This is a genomic window from Mycobacterium sp. Marseille-P9652 (genome assembly GCF_902652685.1).
Lineage (GTDB): Bacteria > Actinomycetota > Actinomycetes > Mycobacteriales > Mycobacteriaceae > Mycobacterium.
In genome coordinates this window covers 1-16,423 of record NZ_CACRUY010000055.1, presented here as the reverse complement: position 1 = coordinate 16,423, position 16,423 = coordinate 1, and the positions used below count along the sequence as shown (strand labels likewise).

General features: G+C 67.3%; 20 protein-coding genes. 9 read left to right on the top strand and 11 right to left on the bottom strand.

Annotated features, from left to right (window positions below; translation table 11 throughout):
• Positions 1-13: 13 nt before the first annotated feature.
• The 4 genes from fusA to GPY60_RS21945 form a co-directional block, all read right to left on the bottom strand.
• Positions 14-2,119 (bottom strand): elongation factor G, encoded by a 2,106-nt coding sequence (gene fusA / locus GPY60_RS21960; protein WP_156689809.1) that lies wholly within the window; start codon positions 2,117-2,119, stop codon positions 14-16.
• A gap of 71 nt (positions 2,120-2,190) precedes the next feature.
• Positions 2,191-2,661 carry a 30S ribosomal protein S7 gene (gene rpsG / locus GPY60_RS21955; protein ID WP_066907284.1) on the bottom strand — a complete coding sequence of 157 codons (471 nt, stop codon included), beginning with the start codon at positions 2,659-2,661 and terminating at the stop codon, positions 2,191-2,193.
• Positions 2,661-3,035, bottom strand: a complete 375-nt coding sequence (rpsL, locus tag GPY60_RS21950; protein WP_003879423.1) for a 30S ribosomal protein S12 — start codon at positions 3,033-3,035, stop codon at positions 2,661-2,663. Before rpsL ends, rpsG begins: the two co-directional genes overlap by 1 nt.
• 226 nt (positions 3,036-3,261) lie before the next feature.
• Positions 3,262-3,954: a TetR/AcrR family transcriptional regulator gene (locus tag GPY60_RS21945; protein ID WP_231639776.1), complete on the bottom strand. Its 693-nt coding sequence runs from the start codon at positions 3,952-3,954 to the stop codon at positions 3,262-3,264.
• Between the two features lie 184 nt (positions 3,955-4,138).
• Here GPY60_RS21945 and GPY60_RS21940 point away from each other — a divergent pair, with 184 nt between their 5' ends.
• Together GPY60_RS21940 and GPY60_RS21935 are read left to right on the top strand one after the other, a co-directional pair.
• Complete coding sequence (locus GPY60_RS21940) at positions 4,139-4,510, top strand: DUF3060 domain-containing protein (protein WP_156689808.1); 372 nt, start codon at positions 4,139-4,141, stop codon at positions 4,508-4,510.
• Positions 4,511-4,542: 32 nt separating this feature from the next.
• Complete coding sequence (locus GPY60_RS21935) at positions 4,543-5,037, top strand: DUF3060 domain-containing protein (RefSeq protein WP_156689807.1); 495 nt, start codon at positions 4,543-4,545, stop codon at positions 5,035-5,037.
• A 167-nt stretch (positions 5,038-5,204) separates the two neighbouring features.
• On the opposite strand, the gene GPY60_RS21930 is transcribed toward GPY60_RS21935, so the two are convergent.
• Genes GPY60_RS21930 through GPY60_RS21905 form a run of 6 tightly spaced genes read right to left on the bottom strand, consistent with a single transcriptional unit; the run spans position 5,205 to position 10,922 of the window.
• Complete coding sequence (locus tag GPY60_RS21930) at positions 5,205-5,972, bottom strand: crotonase/enoyl-CoA hydratase family protein (RefSeq protein WP_156689806.1); 768 nt, start codon at positions 5,970-5,972, stop codon at positions 5,205-5,207.
• On the bottom strand, positions 5,969-6,691 hold the full coding sequence (locus GPY60_RS21925) for a PaaX family transcriptional regulator C-terminal domain-containing protein (protein WP_156689805.1): 723 nt from the start codon (positions 6,689-6,691) through the stop codon (positions 5,969-5,971). Before GPY60_RS21925 ends, GPY60_RS21930 begins: the two co-directional genes overlap by 4 nt.
• A gap of 11 nt (positions 6,692-6,702) precedes the next feature.
• Positions 6,703-7,641, bottom strand: a complete 939-nt coding sequence (locus GPY60_RS21920; protein ID WP_156689804.1) for a crotonase/enoyl-CoA hydratase family protein — start codon at positions 7,639-7,641, stop codon at positions 6,703-6,705.
• An 8-nt stretch (positions 7,642-7,649) separates the two neighbouring features.
• Positions 7,650-9,278, bottom strand: a complete 1,629-nt coding sequence (locus GPY60_RS21915) for an acyl-CoA dehydrogenase family protein (RefSeq protein WP_156689803.1) — start codon at positions 9,276-9,278, stop codon at positions 7,650-7,652.
• A gap of 47 nt (positions 9,279-9,325) precedes the next feature.
• Positions 9,326-10,159 (bottom strand): extracellular catalytic domain type 1 short-chain-length polyhydroxyalkanoate depolymerase, encoded by an 834-nt coding sequence (locus GPY60_RS21910; protein WP_156689802.1) that lies wholly within the window; start codon positions 10,157-10,159, stop codon positions 9,326-9,328.
• 7 nt (positions 10,160-10,166) lie between these two features.
• Positions 10,167-10,922 carry a deoxyribonuclease IV gene (locus tag GPY60_RS21905; RefSeq protein WP_156689801.1) on the bottom strand — a complete coding sequence of 252 codons (756 nt, stop codon included), beginning with the start codon at positions 10,920-10,922 and terminating at the stop codon, positions 10,167-10,169.
• A gap of 72 nt (positions 10,923-10,994) precedes the next feature.
• Here GPY60_RS21905 and GPY60_RS21900 point away from each other — a divergent pair, with 72 nt between their 5' ends.
• From GPY60_RS21900 to GPY60_RS21880, 5 genes are all read left to right on the top strand, one after another.
• Positions 10,995-11,291 carry a hypothetical protein gene (locus tag GPY60_RS21900; RefSeq protein ID WP_156689800.1) on the top strand — a complete coding sequence of 99 codons (297 nt, stop codon included), beginning with the start codon at positions 10,995-10,997 and terminating at the stop codon, positions 11,289-11,291.
• Between the two features lie 2 nt (positions 11,292-11,293).
• Positions 11,294-12,544 (top strand): hypothetical protein, encoded by a 1,251-nt coding sequence (locus tag GPY60_RS21895; protein ID WP_156689799.1) that lies wholly within the window; start codon positions 11,294-11,296, stop codon positions 12,542-12,544.
• The gene (locus tag GPY60_RS21890; RefSeq protein ID WP_156689798.1) at positions 12,544-12,867 is read left to right on the top strand and encodes a hypothetical protein; all 324 of its coding nucleotides are present in this window, start codon (positions 12,544-12,546) and stop codon (positions 12,865-12,867) included. The genes GPY60_RS21895 and GPY60_RS21890 overlap by 1 nt, the downstream gene beginning before the upstream one ends.
• Before the next feature lie 398 nt (positions 12,868-13,265).
• Entirely contained in the window at positions 13,266-13,691 is a 426-nt protein-coding gene (locus GPY60_RS21885) for a hypothetical protein (RefSeq protein ID WP_231639775.1), read from the top strand.
• A 194-nt stretch (positions 13,692-13,885) separates the two neighbouring features.
• A complete protein-coding gene (locus tag GPY60_RS21880; RefSeq protein ID WP_231639774.1) occupies positions 13,886-14,302 on the top strand; it encodes a hypothetical protein in 417 nt (138 codons plus the stop codon).
• Positions 14,303-14,312: 10 nt separating this feature from the next.
• Here the strand turns inward: GPY60_RS21880 and GPY60_RS21875 are convergent, their stop codons facing one another.
• Entirely contained in the window at positions 14,313-14,813 is a 501-nt protein-coding gene (locus GPY60_RS21875; protein WP_156689795.1) for a hypothetical protein, read from the bottom strand.
• A 278-nt stretch (positions 14,814-15,091) separates the two neighbouring features.
• Here GPY60_RS21875 and GPY60_RS21870 point away from each other — a divergent pair, with 278 nt between their 5' ends.
• Entirely contained in the window at positions 15,092-15,283 is a 192-nt protein-coding gene (locus tag GPY60_RS21870; protein ID WP_231639773.1) for a hypothetical protein, read from the top strand.
• Between the two features lie 14 nt (positions 15,284-15,297).
• Positions 15,298-16,423: hypothetical protein (locus GPY60_RS27245; RefSeq protein WP_231639772.1), on the top strand; the 1,126-nt coding region annotated here is incomplete at its 3' end.

Genomic DNA, 16,423 nt, shown 5'->3' with positions numbered 1-16,423 from the left:
ACTGAGTTGACACTCACTGGCCCGTCGCCTTCGCGATGATCTCCTTCGACACGTTCGCCGGAACTTCGGCGTACGAGTCGAACACCATGGAGTAATTCGCCCGGCCCTGGGTCTTCGACCGCAGGTCGCCGACGTAGCCGAACATCTCCGACAGCGGCACGTGCGCCTTCACGACGCGTGCACCGCTCCGCTCCTCCATGGCCTGAATCTGGCCACGGCGGGAGTTCAGGTCGCCGATCACGTCGCCCATGTAGTCCTCGGGCGTGGTGACCTCGACGGCCATGATCGGTTCCAGGATCACCGGCTGCGCCTGCGCGGCGGCCTTTTTCAGCACCTGGGAACCGGCGATCTTGAAGGCCATCTCGGACGAGTCGACCTCGTGGAAGGCGCCGTCGAGCAGGGTGACCTTGAGGTTCACCAGCGGGTAGCCGGCCAGCACGCCGTACTGCATGGCGTCCTGGGCGCCGGCGTCCACCGACGGGATGTACTCGCGGGGGATGCGGCCACCGGTGACCTTGTTCTCGAACTCGTAGGTCGCCCCGTCCTCGCCATGGAACGGCTCGAGGTTGATCAGCACCTTCGCGAACTGCCCCGAGCCGCCGGTCTGCTTCTTGTGGGTGAACTCGACCTTCTCCACCAGCCGCTTGATGGTCTCCTTGTAGGCGACCTGCGGCTTGCCGACGTTGGCCTCGACCTTGAACTCGCGGCGCATGCGATCGACCAGGATGTCCAGGTGCAGTTCGCCCATGCCGCCGATCACGGTCTGGCCGGTCTCGGCGTCCTGGTGGACCTTGAACGTCGGGTCCTCCTCGGCGAGCTTCTGGATCGACAGGGAGAGCTTCTCCTGGTCGCTCTTGGTCTTGGGCTCGATGGCCACCTCGATGACCGGGTCCGGGAAGGTCATGGACTCGAGCACGACCTGGTCGTTCGGGTCGCTCAGGGTGTCACCGGTCGTCGTGTCCTTCAGCCCGATCACCGCGTAGATGTGACCCGCCGATGCGGTCTCCACCGGGTTCTCCTTGTTGGAGTGCATCTGGAAAAGCTTGCCCAGCCGCTCCTTCTTGCCCTTGGTGGAGTTGATGACCTGGCTGCCGGAGTCGACCTTGCCCGAGTACACCCGGACGTAGGTCAGCTTGCCGAAGAACGGGTGCGTCGCGACCTTGAAGGCCAGCGCCGAGAACGGCTCGTCGGTCGAGGGCTTGCGCACGACCTCGACGTCCTCCTTGCCCGGAGCGTGACCCACGGCCGGGGGCACGTCCAGCGGCGAGGGCAGGTAGTCGATGACGGCGTCCAGCATGGGCTGCACGCCCTTGTTCTTGAACGCGCTGCCGCACAGCACCGGGTACGCCTCCGAGCTGATGGTCAGCTTGCGGATCGCGCCCTTGATCTCGGCGACCGTGAGCTCCTCGCCACCGAGGTACTTCTCCAGCAGCTCCTCGTCGGTCTCCGCGACCGCCTCGAGCAGCTTGGTGCGGTACTCGTCGGCCTTCTCCTGCAGCTCCGCGGGGATGTCGACGACGTCGTACTTCTCGCCGAGCTTGGCCTCGGAGCTCCACACCTTGGCCTTCATCTCGACCAGGTCGACGACGCCGGAGAAGTCGCCCTCCGAGCCGACGGGCAGCTGGATCGGGATGACGTTGGCGCCGAGGCGCTCCTCCATGGTCCGCACGGAGAAGTAGAAGTCGGCGCCGATCTTGTCCATCTTGTTGACGAAGCAGATCCGGGGGACGTCGTACTTGTCGGCCTGGCGCCAGACCTGCTCGGACTGCGGCTCGACGCCCTCCTTGCCGTCGAAGACGGCCACGGCGCCGTCCAGGACGCGCAGGCTTCGCTCCACCTCGACGGTGAAGTCGACGTGCCCGGGGGTGTCGATGATGTTGATCTGGTTGTCGTTCCAGAAGCAGGTGGTGGCGGCGGAGGTGATGGTGATCCCCCGCTCCTGCTCCTGCTCCATCCAGTCCATCGTGGCGGCGCCGTCGTGGACCTCACCGATCTTGTAGCTGATGCCGGTGTAGTAGAGGATGCGCTCCGTCGTCGTCGTCTTGCCGGCGTCGATGTGCGCCATGATGCCGATGTTGCGGACCTTGGTCAGGTCGGTCAGCACGTCCTTCTGTGCCACAGAAGTCTTCCCACTCTTTCGATTGCTTGGTTCGCTGTCTTGTTTGCGCCCGGCACCGTCGCCGGAGCTATTTACCAGCGATAGTGCGCGAAGGCGCGGTTGGCCTCGGCCATCTTGTGGGTGTCCTCACGCCGCTTGACGGAGGCACCGAGGCCGTTGCTGGCATCCAGGATCTCGTTTGCCAGCCGCTCGATCATGGTCTTCTCCCGGCGCTGCCGCGAGAAGCTGACAAGCCAGCGCAGCGCCAGCGTGGTGGACCGGTCCGGACGCACCTCGACGGGCACCTGGTAGGTCGCACCACCGACGCGGCGGCTGCGCACCTCCAGGGCGGGCTTGACGTTGTCGAGAGCACGCTTGAGCGTGATCACGGGATCCGTACCCGTCTTCTCCCGTGCATTTTCGAGCGCTCCATAAACAATGCGCTCGGCGAGCGATTTCTTCCCCTTCAGCAGGACTTTGTTCACCAGCTGGGTGACCAGCTGCGATCCGTAGACGGGGTCGTTGACCAACGGACGCTTGGGCGCGGGTCCCTTCCGCGGCATCAGCTCTTCTCCTTCTTGGCGCCGTACCGGCTGCGAGCCTGCTTGCGGTTCTTGACGCCCTGGGTGTCGAGCGAACCGCGAATGATCTTGTACCGGACCCCGGGCAGGTCCTTCACCCGGCCGCCGCGCACCAGCACCATCGAGTGCTCCTGCAGGTTGTGCCCCTCACCCGGGATGTAGGCGGTGACCTCGACCTGGCTCGTCAGCTTCACGCGGGCAACCTTCCGAAGCGCCGAGTTCGGCTTCTTCGGCGTGGTGGTGTACACGCGGGTGCAAACGCCACGGCGCTGCGGGCTGCCCTTCAGAGCCGCGGTCTTGACCTTGCCGATCTTGTCCCGACGACCCTTGCGGACCAGCTGCTGAATGGTTGGCATTTACCGGCTTTCTGTGTCGAACGTCTTTCGTGGCTTCTTCAAGTCTCTGTACTGCAGTTTTACCCCGCCGCACTACCCCGCGGCCGGGTGTGTCGCACGCGGCGCGCACCGGAGCGATCCAGTGCGCCGTGGACATGCGAATTTGCCCGGCATCCACTTCCTTACGGTCAGGCGCCGTAAGCCGCCAGGCACGAGCCACCACGATACCCGTCGGCGGTCGGGCAGGTCAAAGCGGCTTGGCGCCCTGCTCCGCCGCGCGCCCTCCGGGGCGATTCTCGGAGCGTTTCTCCATGCGCGCGTCCATGCCCACCGCCAGCCGAAGCACCATGTCGGAGAACAGGGCGTCGGTGTCGATGTCGTCCATGACGCCGGTCATCTCGAGCAGGACGAAGCCGTGCAGGGCGGACCAGAACTCCAGAGCCGCGTGAAAGGCCTCGTCGCCGTCGAGCCCGTAGGAGGACAGGACCTCGATCACCGGCGCGGCAGCCCCACGGGTCGCGGCCGCGTACTCGGGGTCGTCGCCGCCCAGGGGCATCCGGGTGAAGGCGGAGTAGCGCCCGGGGTGGTGATGGGCGTAGCTGCGGTAGGCGCCGGCCATCACCAGCACCGCGTCGTCGCGGGCGCGGCCCTCGCCGACCCGGTTCAGCATCGTGATGATGTCGTCGATCACCCGGATCCGCACCGCGCGCCGCAGATCCTCCAGGCTGTCGACGTGGTTGTACAGCGACGGCCCCTTCGTCCCGAGCTGCGTCGCCAGCGCGTTGATCGTCAAGGAATCCCAGCCCTCCCGGTCGAGGAACGTGAGCGCCCCGTCGACGATGCCTTCCCGGCTCAGCTTGGCCGGGCGGGCGCCGGATCGCCCCGCGCGCTGGCGCCCGGGCGCCGGCGGGACTCCCGTCGGTTCCGGCTGAGCTGCCATGGCGGACGCCCTTCGGTCGCATGCGGTCGAGATAACTAATGACTCTAGTTGACCGGTGCCCCGATATCGCCGCGCGCGGCGGCGGCGCGCTGCAGTCGGCCGAATGCGCGAAAGGGGCTGCCATTGCGCAGCCCGATACACGTAATCTCTTTCCAGGCTCGTTCGCCGCTCTAAGGGGGTCCCCGTGAACAGGACAGCCGTCGCCGGGTCGCTCGCCGCGTGCGCCCTCGCCGTCATCCCCATCGCGGCGCCGCCGGCCGGCCACGCCAAGAACGGCGACACCCACATCACCGGCCAGGGCATCGAGCAGACGCTGGATTGCAACGACGCCACGCTGCTCGTCAACGGCACCAACAACCGGATCACCGCGCTGGGGAACTGCTGGGCGGTGTCGGTGATGGGATCGGGCAACACCGTCGTCGCCGACACGGTCACCCACGACATCACCGTCTACGGCTGGGATGAGACGGTGTTCTATCACAACGGCTCGCCGATCCTCTGGGACCGCGGCCGCGAGCTCGGCATGACCAACCGGCTTCAGCAGGTACCCGGCTGACTCGCCGGGGACGGATCAACGGAATGAGGAGAATGCGCGCGCATATCGGTGACGAACACTCCCGGCCATTCAGGCTGGCCGCACTCGCCCTGGCCCCGGCCGCGGCCGCGCTGGTGCTCGCGGCCTGCAGCTCGACCGCCGGGCCCCCGGCGGGCTCGTCGTCGACGACGACCAAGAGCAGCTCGACCACGACGACGACGAGCGGGGCCGCGTCGCCGACCAGTACGAGCGGTGCCAGCACCTCGGTGGAGATCGGCAACACGCTGACCTACGGATCGGTCGGAACCACCGCCACGATCGACTGCGCCAGCGGCAAGTCACTCAACGTCGTCGGCTCCAACAACACCCTCACCGTCACGGGCACGTGCGAGACGGTGACCATCGGCGGGACCGGCAACAAGATCACCCTCGACAAGGTGAACACCACACTGAGGGTGGCGGGGATGAACAACGACATCACCTACAAGGACGGTGACCCGAAGGTCGAGAAGCTCGGCTCGACCAACACCGTCACGAAGGGCGGCTGACCCGCCGGTGTTCAGATGGGCCCCGGCGCGCCGATGGGTGAGACTGCACCGGCGGCGTCGAGCCTGAACACAGATCGCGATTGACCAGCGAATCGCGCGCTGGGAGCAGTCTCGGCGCGCTGGGCGCAGTCTCGGCGCGCTGGGCGCAGTCTCGGCGCGCTGGGCGGCTAACCCGCCGGTGCGCCGTGGCGCCCGGCGCCGGCGGCGAAGCGCCCCGCCCCTTCCGCGGCCTCGGCGGCGACGCGCGAGATGCTGGCGAACTCGAAATCGAGCGCCTCGGATTCCGTTGCGCCCCATTGGTTCAACGCCGAGAGGCGGTCGGACCGCAGGCACTGCTGCGGCAGGGCCGCGAGTTGGGCGGCGAGTTCCTCGGCCGCCCGCCGCGCCTCGCCTTTGGGCACGACGCGATTGGCCAGCCCCATCGCCAGCGCCTCGTCGGCCTTGACGCCGCGGCCGGTGAGGATCATGTCCATCGCCCGGCTGTGCCCGATCAGCCGGGGCAACCGGACCGTGCCCCCGTCGATCAGCGGCACGCCCCAGCGCCGGCAGAACACCCCGAAGACCGCGTCCTCGTCGGCGACCCGCAGGTCACACCACAGGGCCAACTCCAGGCCGCCGGCCACGGCGTAGCCGCTCACGGCCGCGATCACCGGCTTGGACAACACCATCCGCGTCGGCCCCATCGGACCCGGGCCCGTCCGGTGGACGGCGTTCGACTCGGGTGTGCCGAAGGCCTTCAGATCGGCGCCGGCGCAGAAGGTTCCGTTGTCGCCCCACAGCACGGCCACCGACGCGGTGTCGTCGCGGTCGAACTCGTCGAACGCCGCGTACAGCGCCGCGGCGGTCGGGCCGTTGACGGCGTTGCGCGCCCCCGGCCGGTCGAGGATCACCGTGGTCACCGCGCCATTGCGCTCCACGCGCACCGGCTCGCTCATGTCGCCTCCACTAATTGCGTCGGGTTACGTCGCTGCGCCAGCTCGGTGGCGAAGTCGTGGTAAGCGTCGCGCAGTCGCATGCCGGGCCAGTCGTCGGGTAACAGTTCGGCCGGCAGCATCGGATCGGTGAGCAGGTGACGCACGATCGCCGCCGCCACCACGAACCGGCCGGGAATGTCGGGCGCGGCGGTCATTTCGTCGAGCAGCCGACGGCCCGTCTCCGCCCAGGCCGTCAGTTCCCACAACTCGTTGGCCAGCTCGGCCGGCGCCCTGTCGCGCGCGCTGAGCACCCGCACCCGGTCCGCGATGTCGGGATCCAGGCTGAGCTCAAGGTTGTCCGGGCGCATCCACACCCCCTCGCGCAGCTCGCCGAACCGCTTGTGCTGCATGCTGGTTCGCAGCGCGGCGCGGGCGCGGGCGTCGGTGCCCACCGCGGTGACGACGAGCACCAACCAGTCCCCGCTCCAATCCCGGTCGCGCGGGTGCATGGCCTCGTCCTGACGGCGCTGCCGGGCGAGCAGGCGATCCGAGAGTCGGTAGCCGTCGGCGGACCGCACCAGGTCGCCGGCGCCGACCATGCGGGTGAGCGCGACCCGCACCGTCGCCTCCTTGATGCCGAAATCAGCAGTGAGAGCTACCAATTCACCGGCAGTCGCCCAGGCCGGGTGCGCCCCGAGCAGCACACTGAGCACCACCGAACGGGCCGTCATGGCACGCATGGCCGGCCCGCCTAGACTTCGGAGGCCCGGCGGCCGTGGTCGCCGAACGGCTCGTCGCGGTGGCGAACCGCTTCACGAAACCCGTGCTCGACCGCGTCGGCGACGAAGGCGTGCCCCTCGGGCGTGTGCCGGGCCACGCCGTCGAATACGGTGCTGACCATCCGGCTGGTCGCGACGCCCTGTTGCAGCAGAGCGGAATTCAGCGCGAGCTTGACCATGATCAATTGGTTGACGGGTACCGCCGCGATGCGCTCGACGAGCCGTTCGGTGCGCTCGTCGAGATCCTCGGGCGGCGGCGCCTCGACCGCCAGGCCCCACTCGGCCGCTTGCGCGCCGGTGATGCAGTCGCCGGTGAGGAGTAGCCGCTTGGCGCGCTGGTCTCCGAGCCGGTGGGCCCACAGGCCCGCGGCCGGCACGCCCCACACCCGCGTCGGCGGGTAGCCGATCTTCGCGTCCGCCGCCGCGATCACCTGGTCGGCGTGCAGCGCGATGTCGGTGCCGCCGGCCACGCAGTAACCGTGGATCTTGACCACCGTGGGCTTGTCCGCGTGCATCAGGCTGGAGAACCCGCGCACGAAGCGACTCATCATCTGGTAGTCGACCATCGGATCCCACGGCTGGTTCGGCAGGTGGTTGACCGCCTGAGTCTTGCCGTCCAGCACGGTGCCCTGATAGGCGCCGGTGCCCCCGGCAGAGCCGGTGCCGTCGGCGTAGGCCGACAGGTCGAAGCCCGCGCAGAACCCCGCGCCGCGCCCGGACACCAGGATGACGTGCACGTTCGGGTCCAGGTCGGCGCGCTCCACCAGGGCCGCCAGTTCCAGCGGGGTGTCGGCGACGATCGCGTTGCCCTTCTCCGGGCGGTTGAAGGTGATCCGGGCAACCCGGTCGGTCACCTCGTAGGTCATCGTCTTGAGGTTGTCGAAGTCGACCGGCCTGATCGCGTGAGTCATTCTGTGGCTCAGCCCTTTACCAGGGCGCGCTCCAGGATCGGCGCCAGGTCCAGCCCGGCCGGCATGGTGCCGAAGGCGCCGCCCCACTGCCGGTCCAGGCGCGTGGTCAGGAACGCCTCCGCGACGGCGGGGTGCCCGTGGCGCACCAGCAGCGATCCCTGCAGGGCCAGGCAGATGTCCTCGGCGACCTTGCGGGCGCGGTAGGCGATCGTGTCCAGGTCGGCCAGGTCGTTGCGCAGCCGCTCGACGTGGGCAGCCAGGCGCGGGTCCTGACCGGCGCTCTGACCCAGCTCCTCGAACAGCACCTCGACGCACTCGGGCCGAGTCGCCATGGCGCGCAACGTGTCCAGCGCGCTGACGTTGCCGGATCCCTCCCAGATGCCCATGAGCGGGGCCTCGCGGTAGAGGCGCGGCATGCCCGAGTCCTCGACGTAGCCGTTGCCACCGAGGCATTCGAGCGCCTCGGCGGCGTGCGGGGTGGAGCGCTTGCACACCCAGTACTTGCTGGCCGCCAGACCGATCCGGCGCAGCATCGCCTCGCGTTGGTCGCCGCGCACCGCCTTGTCGGTGGCGCCCGCCATCCGCATCGCCACGATCGTCGCGGCCTCGGCCTCCACGGCCAGGTCCGCCAGGACGTTGCGCATCAGCGGCTGGTCAATGAGGTAGGCGCCGAACGCCTTTCGATGCTGGGCGTGGTGAATGGCGCGGGTCAGGCCGGTGCGCATGCTGGTGGCGCTGCCCAGCGTGCAATCCAGGCGCGTGAGGTTGACCATCTCGATGATGGTCGGCACGCCCCGGCCCTCCTCCCCCACCAACCATGCTGTGGCGCCGTCGTATTCGACCTCGCTGGAGGCGTTGGCGTGGTTGCCGAGCTTGTCCTTGAGCCGCTGCAGGAACATCCGGTTGCGGGTGCCGTCGGGAAGGATGCGCGGCAGCATGAAGCACGACAGCCCGCCGGGCGCCTGCGCGAGCACCAGGAAGATGTCGCACATCGGCGCGGAGGTGAACCACTTGTGGCCGACCAGGCTGTAAGTGCCGTCGCCGTTGGGCGTCGCCTGGGTGGTGCCCGCGCGAACGTCGGAACCGCCCTGCTTCTCGGTCATCGACATGCCCGCGGTGATGCCGGATTTGGTGGCGGCGAGCTTGAGCTCGGGGTCGTACTCGCGGCTGGTGAGCAACGGCTCGTATACCTGCGCCAGCTCGGGGTTGAAGCGCAGCGCCGGGACCACCGCGTAGGTCATGGAGATCGGGCAGACGTGGCCGGGTTCGCAGTTCCAGGCCGACATCTTGGCGGCGCGCACCACGTGCGAGCCCGGGCGGTCGTCGGCCCACGGCGCCGCGTGCAGGCCGTGGGCGATCGCGGCGCGCATCAGCTCGTGATAGGCGGGGTCGAACTCCACCTCGTCGACGCGGTGACCGTAGGCGTCGTGGGTGTGCAGCACCGGGCGGTTGCGGTCGGCCAGCTCGCCCCACCGTTGGGCCTGCCGGGATCCCGACAGCACGCCGACCTCGTTCACCTCGTCCAGGCCCCACTGGCCGCCCTCGCGGATCAGGGCCTCGACGAGCGCCGGGAAGGCGGCGGGGTTGTAGTTCTCCAGGGGCGGGACCTGGTTGGTGACGACGTGGGTGTCAGGCATGCCCGCAATATTACATTTTCCTGACAGGCGCACAATAGGTGTAATGATCACTTGGGGTGGGTGTCAAAGAATCGCCACACCGTCTCGGTGGCGAAGGGCGGCCACTCGTGGCCACCGCCGTCGACCGTGACCAGCACGACGGCGCGGCGATCGGGGCACGCGGCCGTTGCCGTGGTCACCGCGCCGTTGGTGGTGATGCTCGGCGCGCCACATCGATCGGCGTTGCGCCAGAAGGCATTGACGTCGGCGACGGACGGACCGTCGATCACACTGGACCCCCGGCCCCCCTTGTACGGGATGAGCCGGTCCGCGGTGCCGTGGATGTGGATGACCGACGTCGGGTGTGGGGACGGGCACGGGTCGAGTTGCGTGGCCGAGTCCGGGCCGATCGCGGCGAAGTCGCCGGTGTTGCAGGCCAGCGTGTAGGCCATGATGCCGCCGTTGCTGATGCCCGTCGCGTACACCCTCGACGAGTCGATGCCGACGTTCCTGGCGATGTCGGCAACCGCCGCGGTGATGAACGCGACGTCGTCGACGCCGTCGCGGGCGGGCCGTCCACAGCAGCCGCCGCCACCGACGTTCCAGGCCCGGTGCAGGCCGTCGGGATAGGCGACGACGAACTTCGCCCCGTCGGCCAATTGGTCCCAGCCGTAAGCTCTTGCGGCCTGCTCGGCCGTGCCGAACCCGCCGTGCAGCATCACCACGAGCGGGGCGTTCGCCGGCAGTCCGACCGGCTTGTAGAGCCGGTAGCTGCGCTCCTGGCCCTTGACGTGCAGGGTGTGGAGGCTGACGCCGGTCGAGAAGGTGGACGGTGGCTGCTGCGGGAAGCAACCGGCGACCGCCAGGGCAACGCCCAGCATCGCGGCGAGCCGGCGGCACATCGCCGCGTCAGCCGCTTGTCTTGTCCCGCAGGAACGCGATGTCGTCCTTGCGGCCCTCGTCGGCCGTCTCGCAGATCACCGGGGCGTCGGCGGCCGTGACCACGGCGACGAGGAGCTCGGGGTCGATCTGACCGGTTCCGAAGTTGGCGTGCCGGTCGGCGCCGGAACCCGCCGCGTCTCGCGAGTCGTTGCAGTGCACGAGGTCGATGCGGCCGGTGAGAGCCTTGATGCGCTCGACCGCGTCGATCAGTTCCTCGCCCGCGGCCCACGCGTGGCAGGTGTCCAGGCAGAACCCAATGCCCTTGTCCCCGATGTGATCCCAGAGCCTGCCGATGGTGTCGAAGTAGCGGGCCATCGCGTGGTCGCCGCCCGCGGTGTTCTCGAGGTACACCGCGACGTCCGTCTCCAGGTAGTCGAGCGCCTTGACCCAGCGCTTGAAGCCGGCCTCCATGTCGTTGTCGTCGGCGTGGCCGCCGTGCACGATCACCGCGGTGGCGTTGATCTCCGCGGCCGCGTCGCAGGTGTCCTGCAGGATCTTGCGCGACGGGATGCGGATCCGGTTGTTGGCCGACGCGACGTTGATCAGGTAGGGGGCGTGGATGTACAGCGGCGTGGTGGACGCTTTGAGCGTCTCGGCGTCGTCGCGCGGCTTGGGCTTCTTCCAGCTCTGGGGGTCGCCGAGGAAGAACTGCACCACGTCGGCGCCGTCCGCCTGGGCGGCGGCCAGGGGGTCGTCGTTGCGGACGTGCGAACCGATGAGCACGTGGCCAGTGTAGTGAGTGGGCCGGTGCGGGGTGACTTTCGCTCTAGCGCTTTCTTGGCGAAACTCGGGACCATGCAAGCGCTGCGCGTGGATACCGCCGGTGTGCGGGCGATGGCGGCGCGGTGGGCGGCCTCCGCGAGCGAGCTCGGCGCGACGTCCGCTCCGGCCGGGCTTGGCGCCCCCGGTCATGCGAGCGCCGCCGCGGTCGAGGCCGCCCACATCGACGTCGCGGCCTTCACCGAGTCGCTGGCCGCACGGGTGGCCGGCCGCTCGACCAATGTGGGTGTGGCCGACGCCGGCTACCAGGCCAACGAAGCCGGGGCGGCGCTGGAGATGGCAGCCGTGGCGCCCCGGGGCATCAGCGTGTAGCCGTGGCCGCGGTTGCGGGATTTCCCGATCTCTCGCAGTTGCTGTCCTGGCCTACCCAACACCTCACGGAGGCGGCCGACCACTGGGAGGCTGTGGGCGGGCGTAGCTACGCGGTGGCTAATCAGATCTGGCGGGACGCGCTGACGGTCGACTGGCAGGGCGAGGGCGCCGACGCGATGCGCACGGCGACGCACACCGACATGGTGAGCACCAGCAGGGCGGCCGACCAGTTGCAGGGCGCCGCCAAAGTCGCCCGAGCCGGGGCCGCCGATCTGTATGGGGCCCGGGCGCGCGTGCGTTACGCGGTGCAAGACGCCAACGCGGCCGGGTTCGATGTCGACGAAGAGATATCGGTCATCGATCGCTCGACGGGCGGGTCGGCCGCGCAGCGCGCAGCCCGGCAAGCACAGGCGGAAGCCCTGGCCGCCGACATCCGCCAGCGCGCCGCGCAGTTGGTCGCTGTGGACCAACAAGTGGCCGGCAAGGTCACGGCGGCAGTAGCCGGGATTCGCGAGATGTTTCCTGGGGGCCCCGCAACGCGGAAGCCGCTGCGAAGAACTGGATTTCAGGCCGTCGATAGCCACACGTTCAAACAAGACCCGGCGCCGCGACCGGATCCCGCACACGCCGCTTACGAGCGGCTGAAGGGAGAAATTCGGGCTCACAATGCTTCGCCGCCCCCGCTCAATGACGCGAACGCTGTGGCCGCCTACAACCGAGAGGCCGATGCGCTCAACGCCCGAAAGGCTGAGCTAGAGGCAAAGGTCGGGAGGGAGGAAACGGTTGCCGCGCAGAAGACGCGCTTGGTACCTGATTGGGCTCACCCCGCACCGGAACATCCGCATAAACCTGGTCAATTGCCGCAGCAGGAGCAGGGTTCATTCGACTTGACGACCCCGCATGCGCACGACCTCGGAAGCGATCCGTCGAACGGCGCCTTTCGGGTAAGCGAAGCTGAGACTGGACTGCGGATCGAGGCCGAGAAAGGGATAGACCTCATCCGAAGCTCGCACCCGGGGGTTGATTGGATCAATCCCGCAACTGGTGAAACATACGATGCAGTAGGCAACTTTCCGCCTCAGTTTTTCGACGCTCAATGGTCCAATCTCCAAGAAAAGATTCAAGAGCATATGAAAAAGGCTATCTACGTGCCGGTCGATGTATCTCAATTCACGGCGGCACAACGTTCCATCGTTCGGGCATATATTGATGAGCTGCATGATCCGCACGTTTTTGTGATAGGAGACAGTTGATGGCAGGCACGATCTTCTTCTCGAAACGTAACTGGTCCGCCAGTTCGTGGGCTACCTTTCATGTGCTGGAGTACTTGAGCCAACAGGCTGGCGACCCGGCGACGAAAGACATGCTCGATGAACTGGTAGCGAATAACATTCCGATGCTCGATCTGCGCGATCCACAGCACGCAAACCTTGTAAACATCCTTGCCGACGACCTGCCTCAGGAAATGCCCGTCCTGGACGACAAAGACCTCCAGCATAAGCTGCAGGCGCTACTTTCAGAATTGGTGGATCGGGCGCGGGAACAACAGCAAATTAACTGCGCGTCGGACCGCTAGCTAGGTTTGTGTGCTTCCACGAAGGGATCAGTTCGCTTAGGGTTCCAACACCAACGTGTTGAAGATCTGGTCTCTCACAGTCGCCCGATAAGCAACAGCGATGGCACGCTCGTCTATGAGGTGCCGATCAATCGGGTGCACTGCACACGCCGACCGCGAAGACACCGGTGAAAGTGTGACGATGAGAATAGTGGCGAACATCAACGAAGGGCGCGCTGGAATCCCCGACGGGGGCCAGAAGGGAGTCATCTCGATGTATCCCCTCGCGGGCGGAAGTGGAGTCGTCGAAGTGGAGCCGGGCTGGACGCTATGCCCACCGTGGGTGAATAAAAATGTGCCCATCAACTGAGCCCACCGACGCCCAAACAGCCTTCGCAGCAGCCGTTTTGGAGAAGTTGTTGCTCCGCATCGAGGGCGAGAACGCCGCGGGACACGAACCGTTTCTCGTCTCACATGCTTGGACCGACGGACCCATGATGTACATGGTGTACACGGCTCCACCGTCGGACCGGACATGGGGGTTGGCGCGCGATACCAGGGAATCCATCATCGACCCCGGCCCGTGGCCGGACGTCAACGAGGCTGCGCTTTATTACTACTTGCTCGATTTCGAGGAGAACCAACCGTCCGCGTCCGTTCGTCGGCCGGGTGAACCCGACACCATCTGGTGGTTCGGCTTCCCGCGCAACGGGCTTCCGCAACGCCCGTCGGAAATTCCGGAGGCCTATCGGCACAGGCCGCCAACGGGCGACGCGCCGCCGTCTGATGGCGGCCAATCCCCCTCGGTTGTCAACGAACCTCGACTGTACGGAGACCCGTCGTGAGGGAGCCGTGGCATTGGCTGGCGACCGCAGCATCCATTCGAATTGAACCAACCACCGAAAACCTCGAAGTCGGAGATGTCCGCGCCCTGACGGGTGACCAAGTTCCGCTTTGGCTGCGACACTTACCACTTCGCGAGGGGTGGCAACGGGTCGCGCTACTCGATCGGCCGGAGTTGCCATTCGCGCGAATCGTCGTGCGGGAACCGCGCGCCGACGGCAAGGCGGGCGCTACCGAGACCGTCAGCGCATTCGAGTACACGGGATGGTTCGACTTCAACGACCTCTTGACGGATGTATCCGGCGCGATGCGGGCCCTCGGTGCGCGCAACATGGTGACGAAGGCGTTGCCCGTTCCCAGACGGCAATGGGTGGCCGCCGCGCGTTGCAGCAGCATGACCCTTTTCGGCGGACCACCCGCCGGGATGCAGGGCAGCGATGCCATGTGGGTGCAGCGCACCGCCTACCCGGCCGGCGCCAAGGAACCGGACGCGGGCCTGCTGATCGTTCACAGCGTGTTGGTCGACGCCTGGCGCCGTTCGTGGCTCGGCGATGACATCGTGCAGATGAGTGACGCGGTATACCAGGGATTCGTCGGCGCACTGAGCCGATAGGGCGACGCACCTAGTCGTCGCTGGCCACCACGAGTGCCACGGTCCCGGCGCGGCGGTCGATCAAGACGAACTCCAGAAAGCCTGTCGCTGCGCCTACTAAGCTGCCCCAATCGTGTTGCGCTACTTCGCGAAGGTCCGGCAGCTGATAGCGGCCGGTCGCGTCCCGGATCCGCGGATACAGCTCGTGCTCCATCTCCTCGCGGCGGGCGTCCGGCAACGGTGCCGCGAACTCCGCCCAGGTACGGACCAAGGTCTCCGCGTCTGCGGCTGAGGCAGGCGAAAAGATCTCCGGTGCAATGGCATACAGCCAGTACGGCCCATGGATGACTTCCATGTCTTTGTCGCCGGTGCCGCCGTAACTGTCGCGGTAGCGGACATGGTCGATCAACAATTGCAAGGCGGTGTAATCGTCGGCCTCGGGTGGCAGCGCGAAGAGCTTGATGCTGACCCATTGATAGGTGCCGTTGCGGAAGTTGATCAAAACCTCACGGTCGTAGACCAGTTCGCTCATCGGACCAACTCCTCGCCGTCGGACGTGATATCGCCGACGCTATCGGTTCCGAACAACACCTGATACCCCGGAGCGGCGGAGTCTTTAGGGCAATATGTAAGTGTCGGAAGCGATATCACCGGTGATATCGAGTCGCGGATATGACTGACTTTCGCCCCATCACATTCTGGGCGAAGCTTCAACCATGCAGGCGTTGCGCGCGGATACGGTCGGCGTGGGGGCAATGGCCGCTCGGTGGGCGGCGTCGGTTGGCGAGCTGAACGCGTCGGCGCCCCCCGTTGGGGGTCGGGCTGTCGTGGCGGGCCAGCGCCGCCGCGGTGAACGGCGCAAACCTCGACGTCGCCGCCTTCTCGGCGTCGTTGGCCGCGCGGGTCAGCGGTCGATCGGTGAACGTCGGCGTCGCCGGCGCCGGCTACCTGCCATCGAAGCCGAGGCCGTCGATGAGATGGCGGCAGTGGCGCCGCCGGTGATCGGGGTGTAGAGCGTGACCGCGATTGCGGGGGTGCCGGATCTGTCGCAGGTGTTGTCCTGGCCCACCGACCACCTCACCGAGGCGGCCGACCACTGGGAAAACGTCGGCGCGCGTACTTACGCTGTGGCGCATCAGGTTTGGCGTGATGCGCTAACAGTCGATTGGCAGGGCGAGGGGGCCGACGCGCTACGGATGGCCACCCACGCTGACATGCGGGCCACCAGCGACGTGGCCGACCAGCTGCAGGCGGCCGCCAAAGTCGCACGCGCCGGGGTCTCCGATCTGCAGGCGGCCCGCTCGCGTTTGCGATCCGCGGTGCTTGACGCCAACGCCGCGGGGTTCGACGTCGAAGAGGAGATGTCAGTCATCGACAGCTCTACAGGGGGATCGGCAGCCCAGCGCGCCGCACGGGAAGCTCATGCGCGAGCCCTCGCCGCCGACATCCGCCAGCGCGCCGCGCAATTGCTCGCATTGGATCAGCAGGTTGCCGGCAGAGTCACCGCTGCGGTCGCTGGGATCCGCGACGCCTTCCCGCAGCATCCCCCCTTCAGAAGCTCACCGAAGGACATCCGCGCTCACACCGTTGACAATCACACCTTCAAGCAAGACCCACCTCCGCAGCCATGGCAACCACCGCCGCCGCCATACCCACAAGGGCCGCCCGTAGGGCCGGGCTTACCGCCCGAAGGTCTTCGCCCACCTGTCGATGGCCCACTAACTACTGGACCAGCCAGTAGACCGACTATCGCGTCAAAAGGTGGACAGAGCTTGTGGGACAAGGACGGTGGCGAGTGGCGATACGATCCCGGCCAGGATTCTCGCCACTACCCGCATTGGGATTACAACCCACACGCACAGAAATTCGATCAGTGGAGAAACGTCGGAATCAACGACCTTCCGACCCATAAAGAGGGCGTACCGTCACCGCGCTCGGGCACGGTCGGTCCCCCGCCCGCCGCCCCAGCCGACGCCCGCGGGCCCCACCCCCAGCGCGCGGCCGCCGCGCGCGGCGTCGGAGTGGGGCGCCGGGAGGCCACCACCGTGTGCGCGCCTTCGGCGGTAGGTGAAGGTTTGGCGGCGCGGTCGCCTGAAGTCCTGGCAACATCCTGCGTGTCGCACTACGGCGTCTCACCAGAGG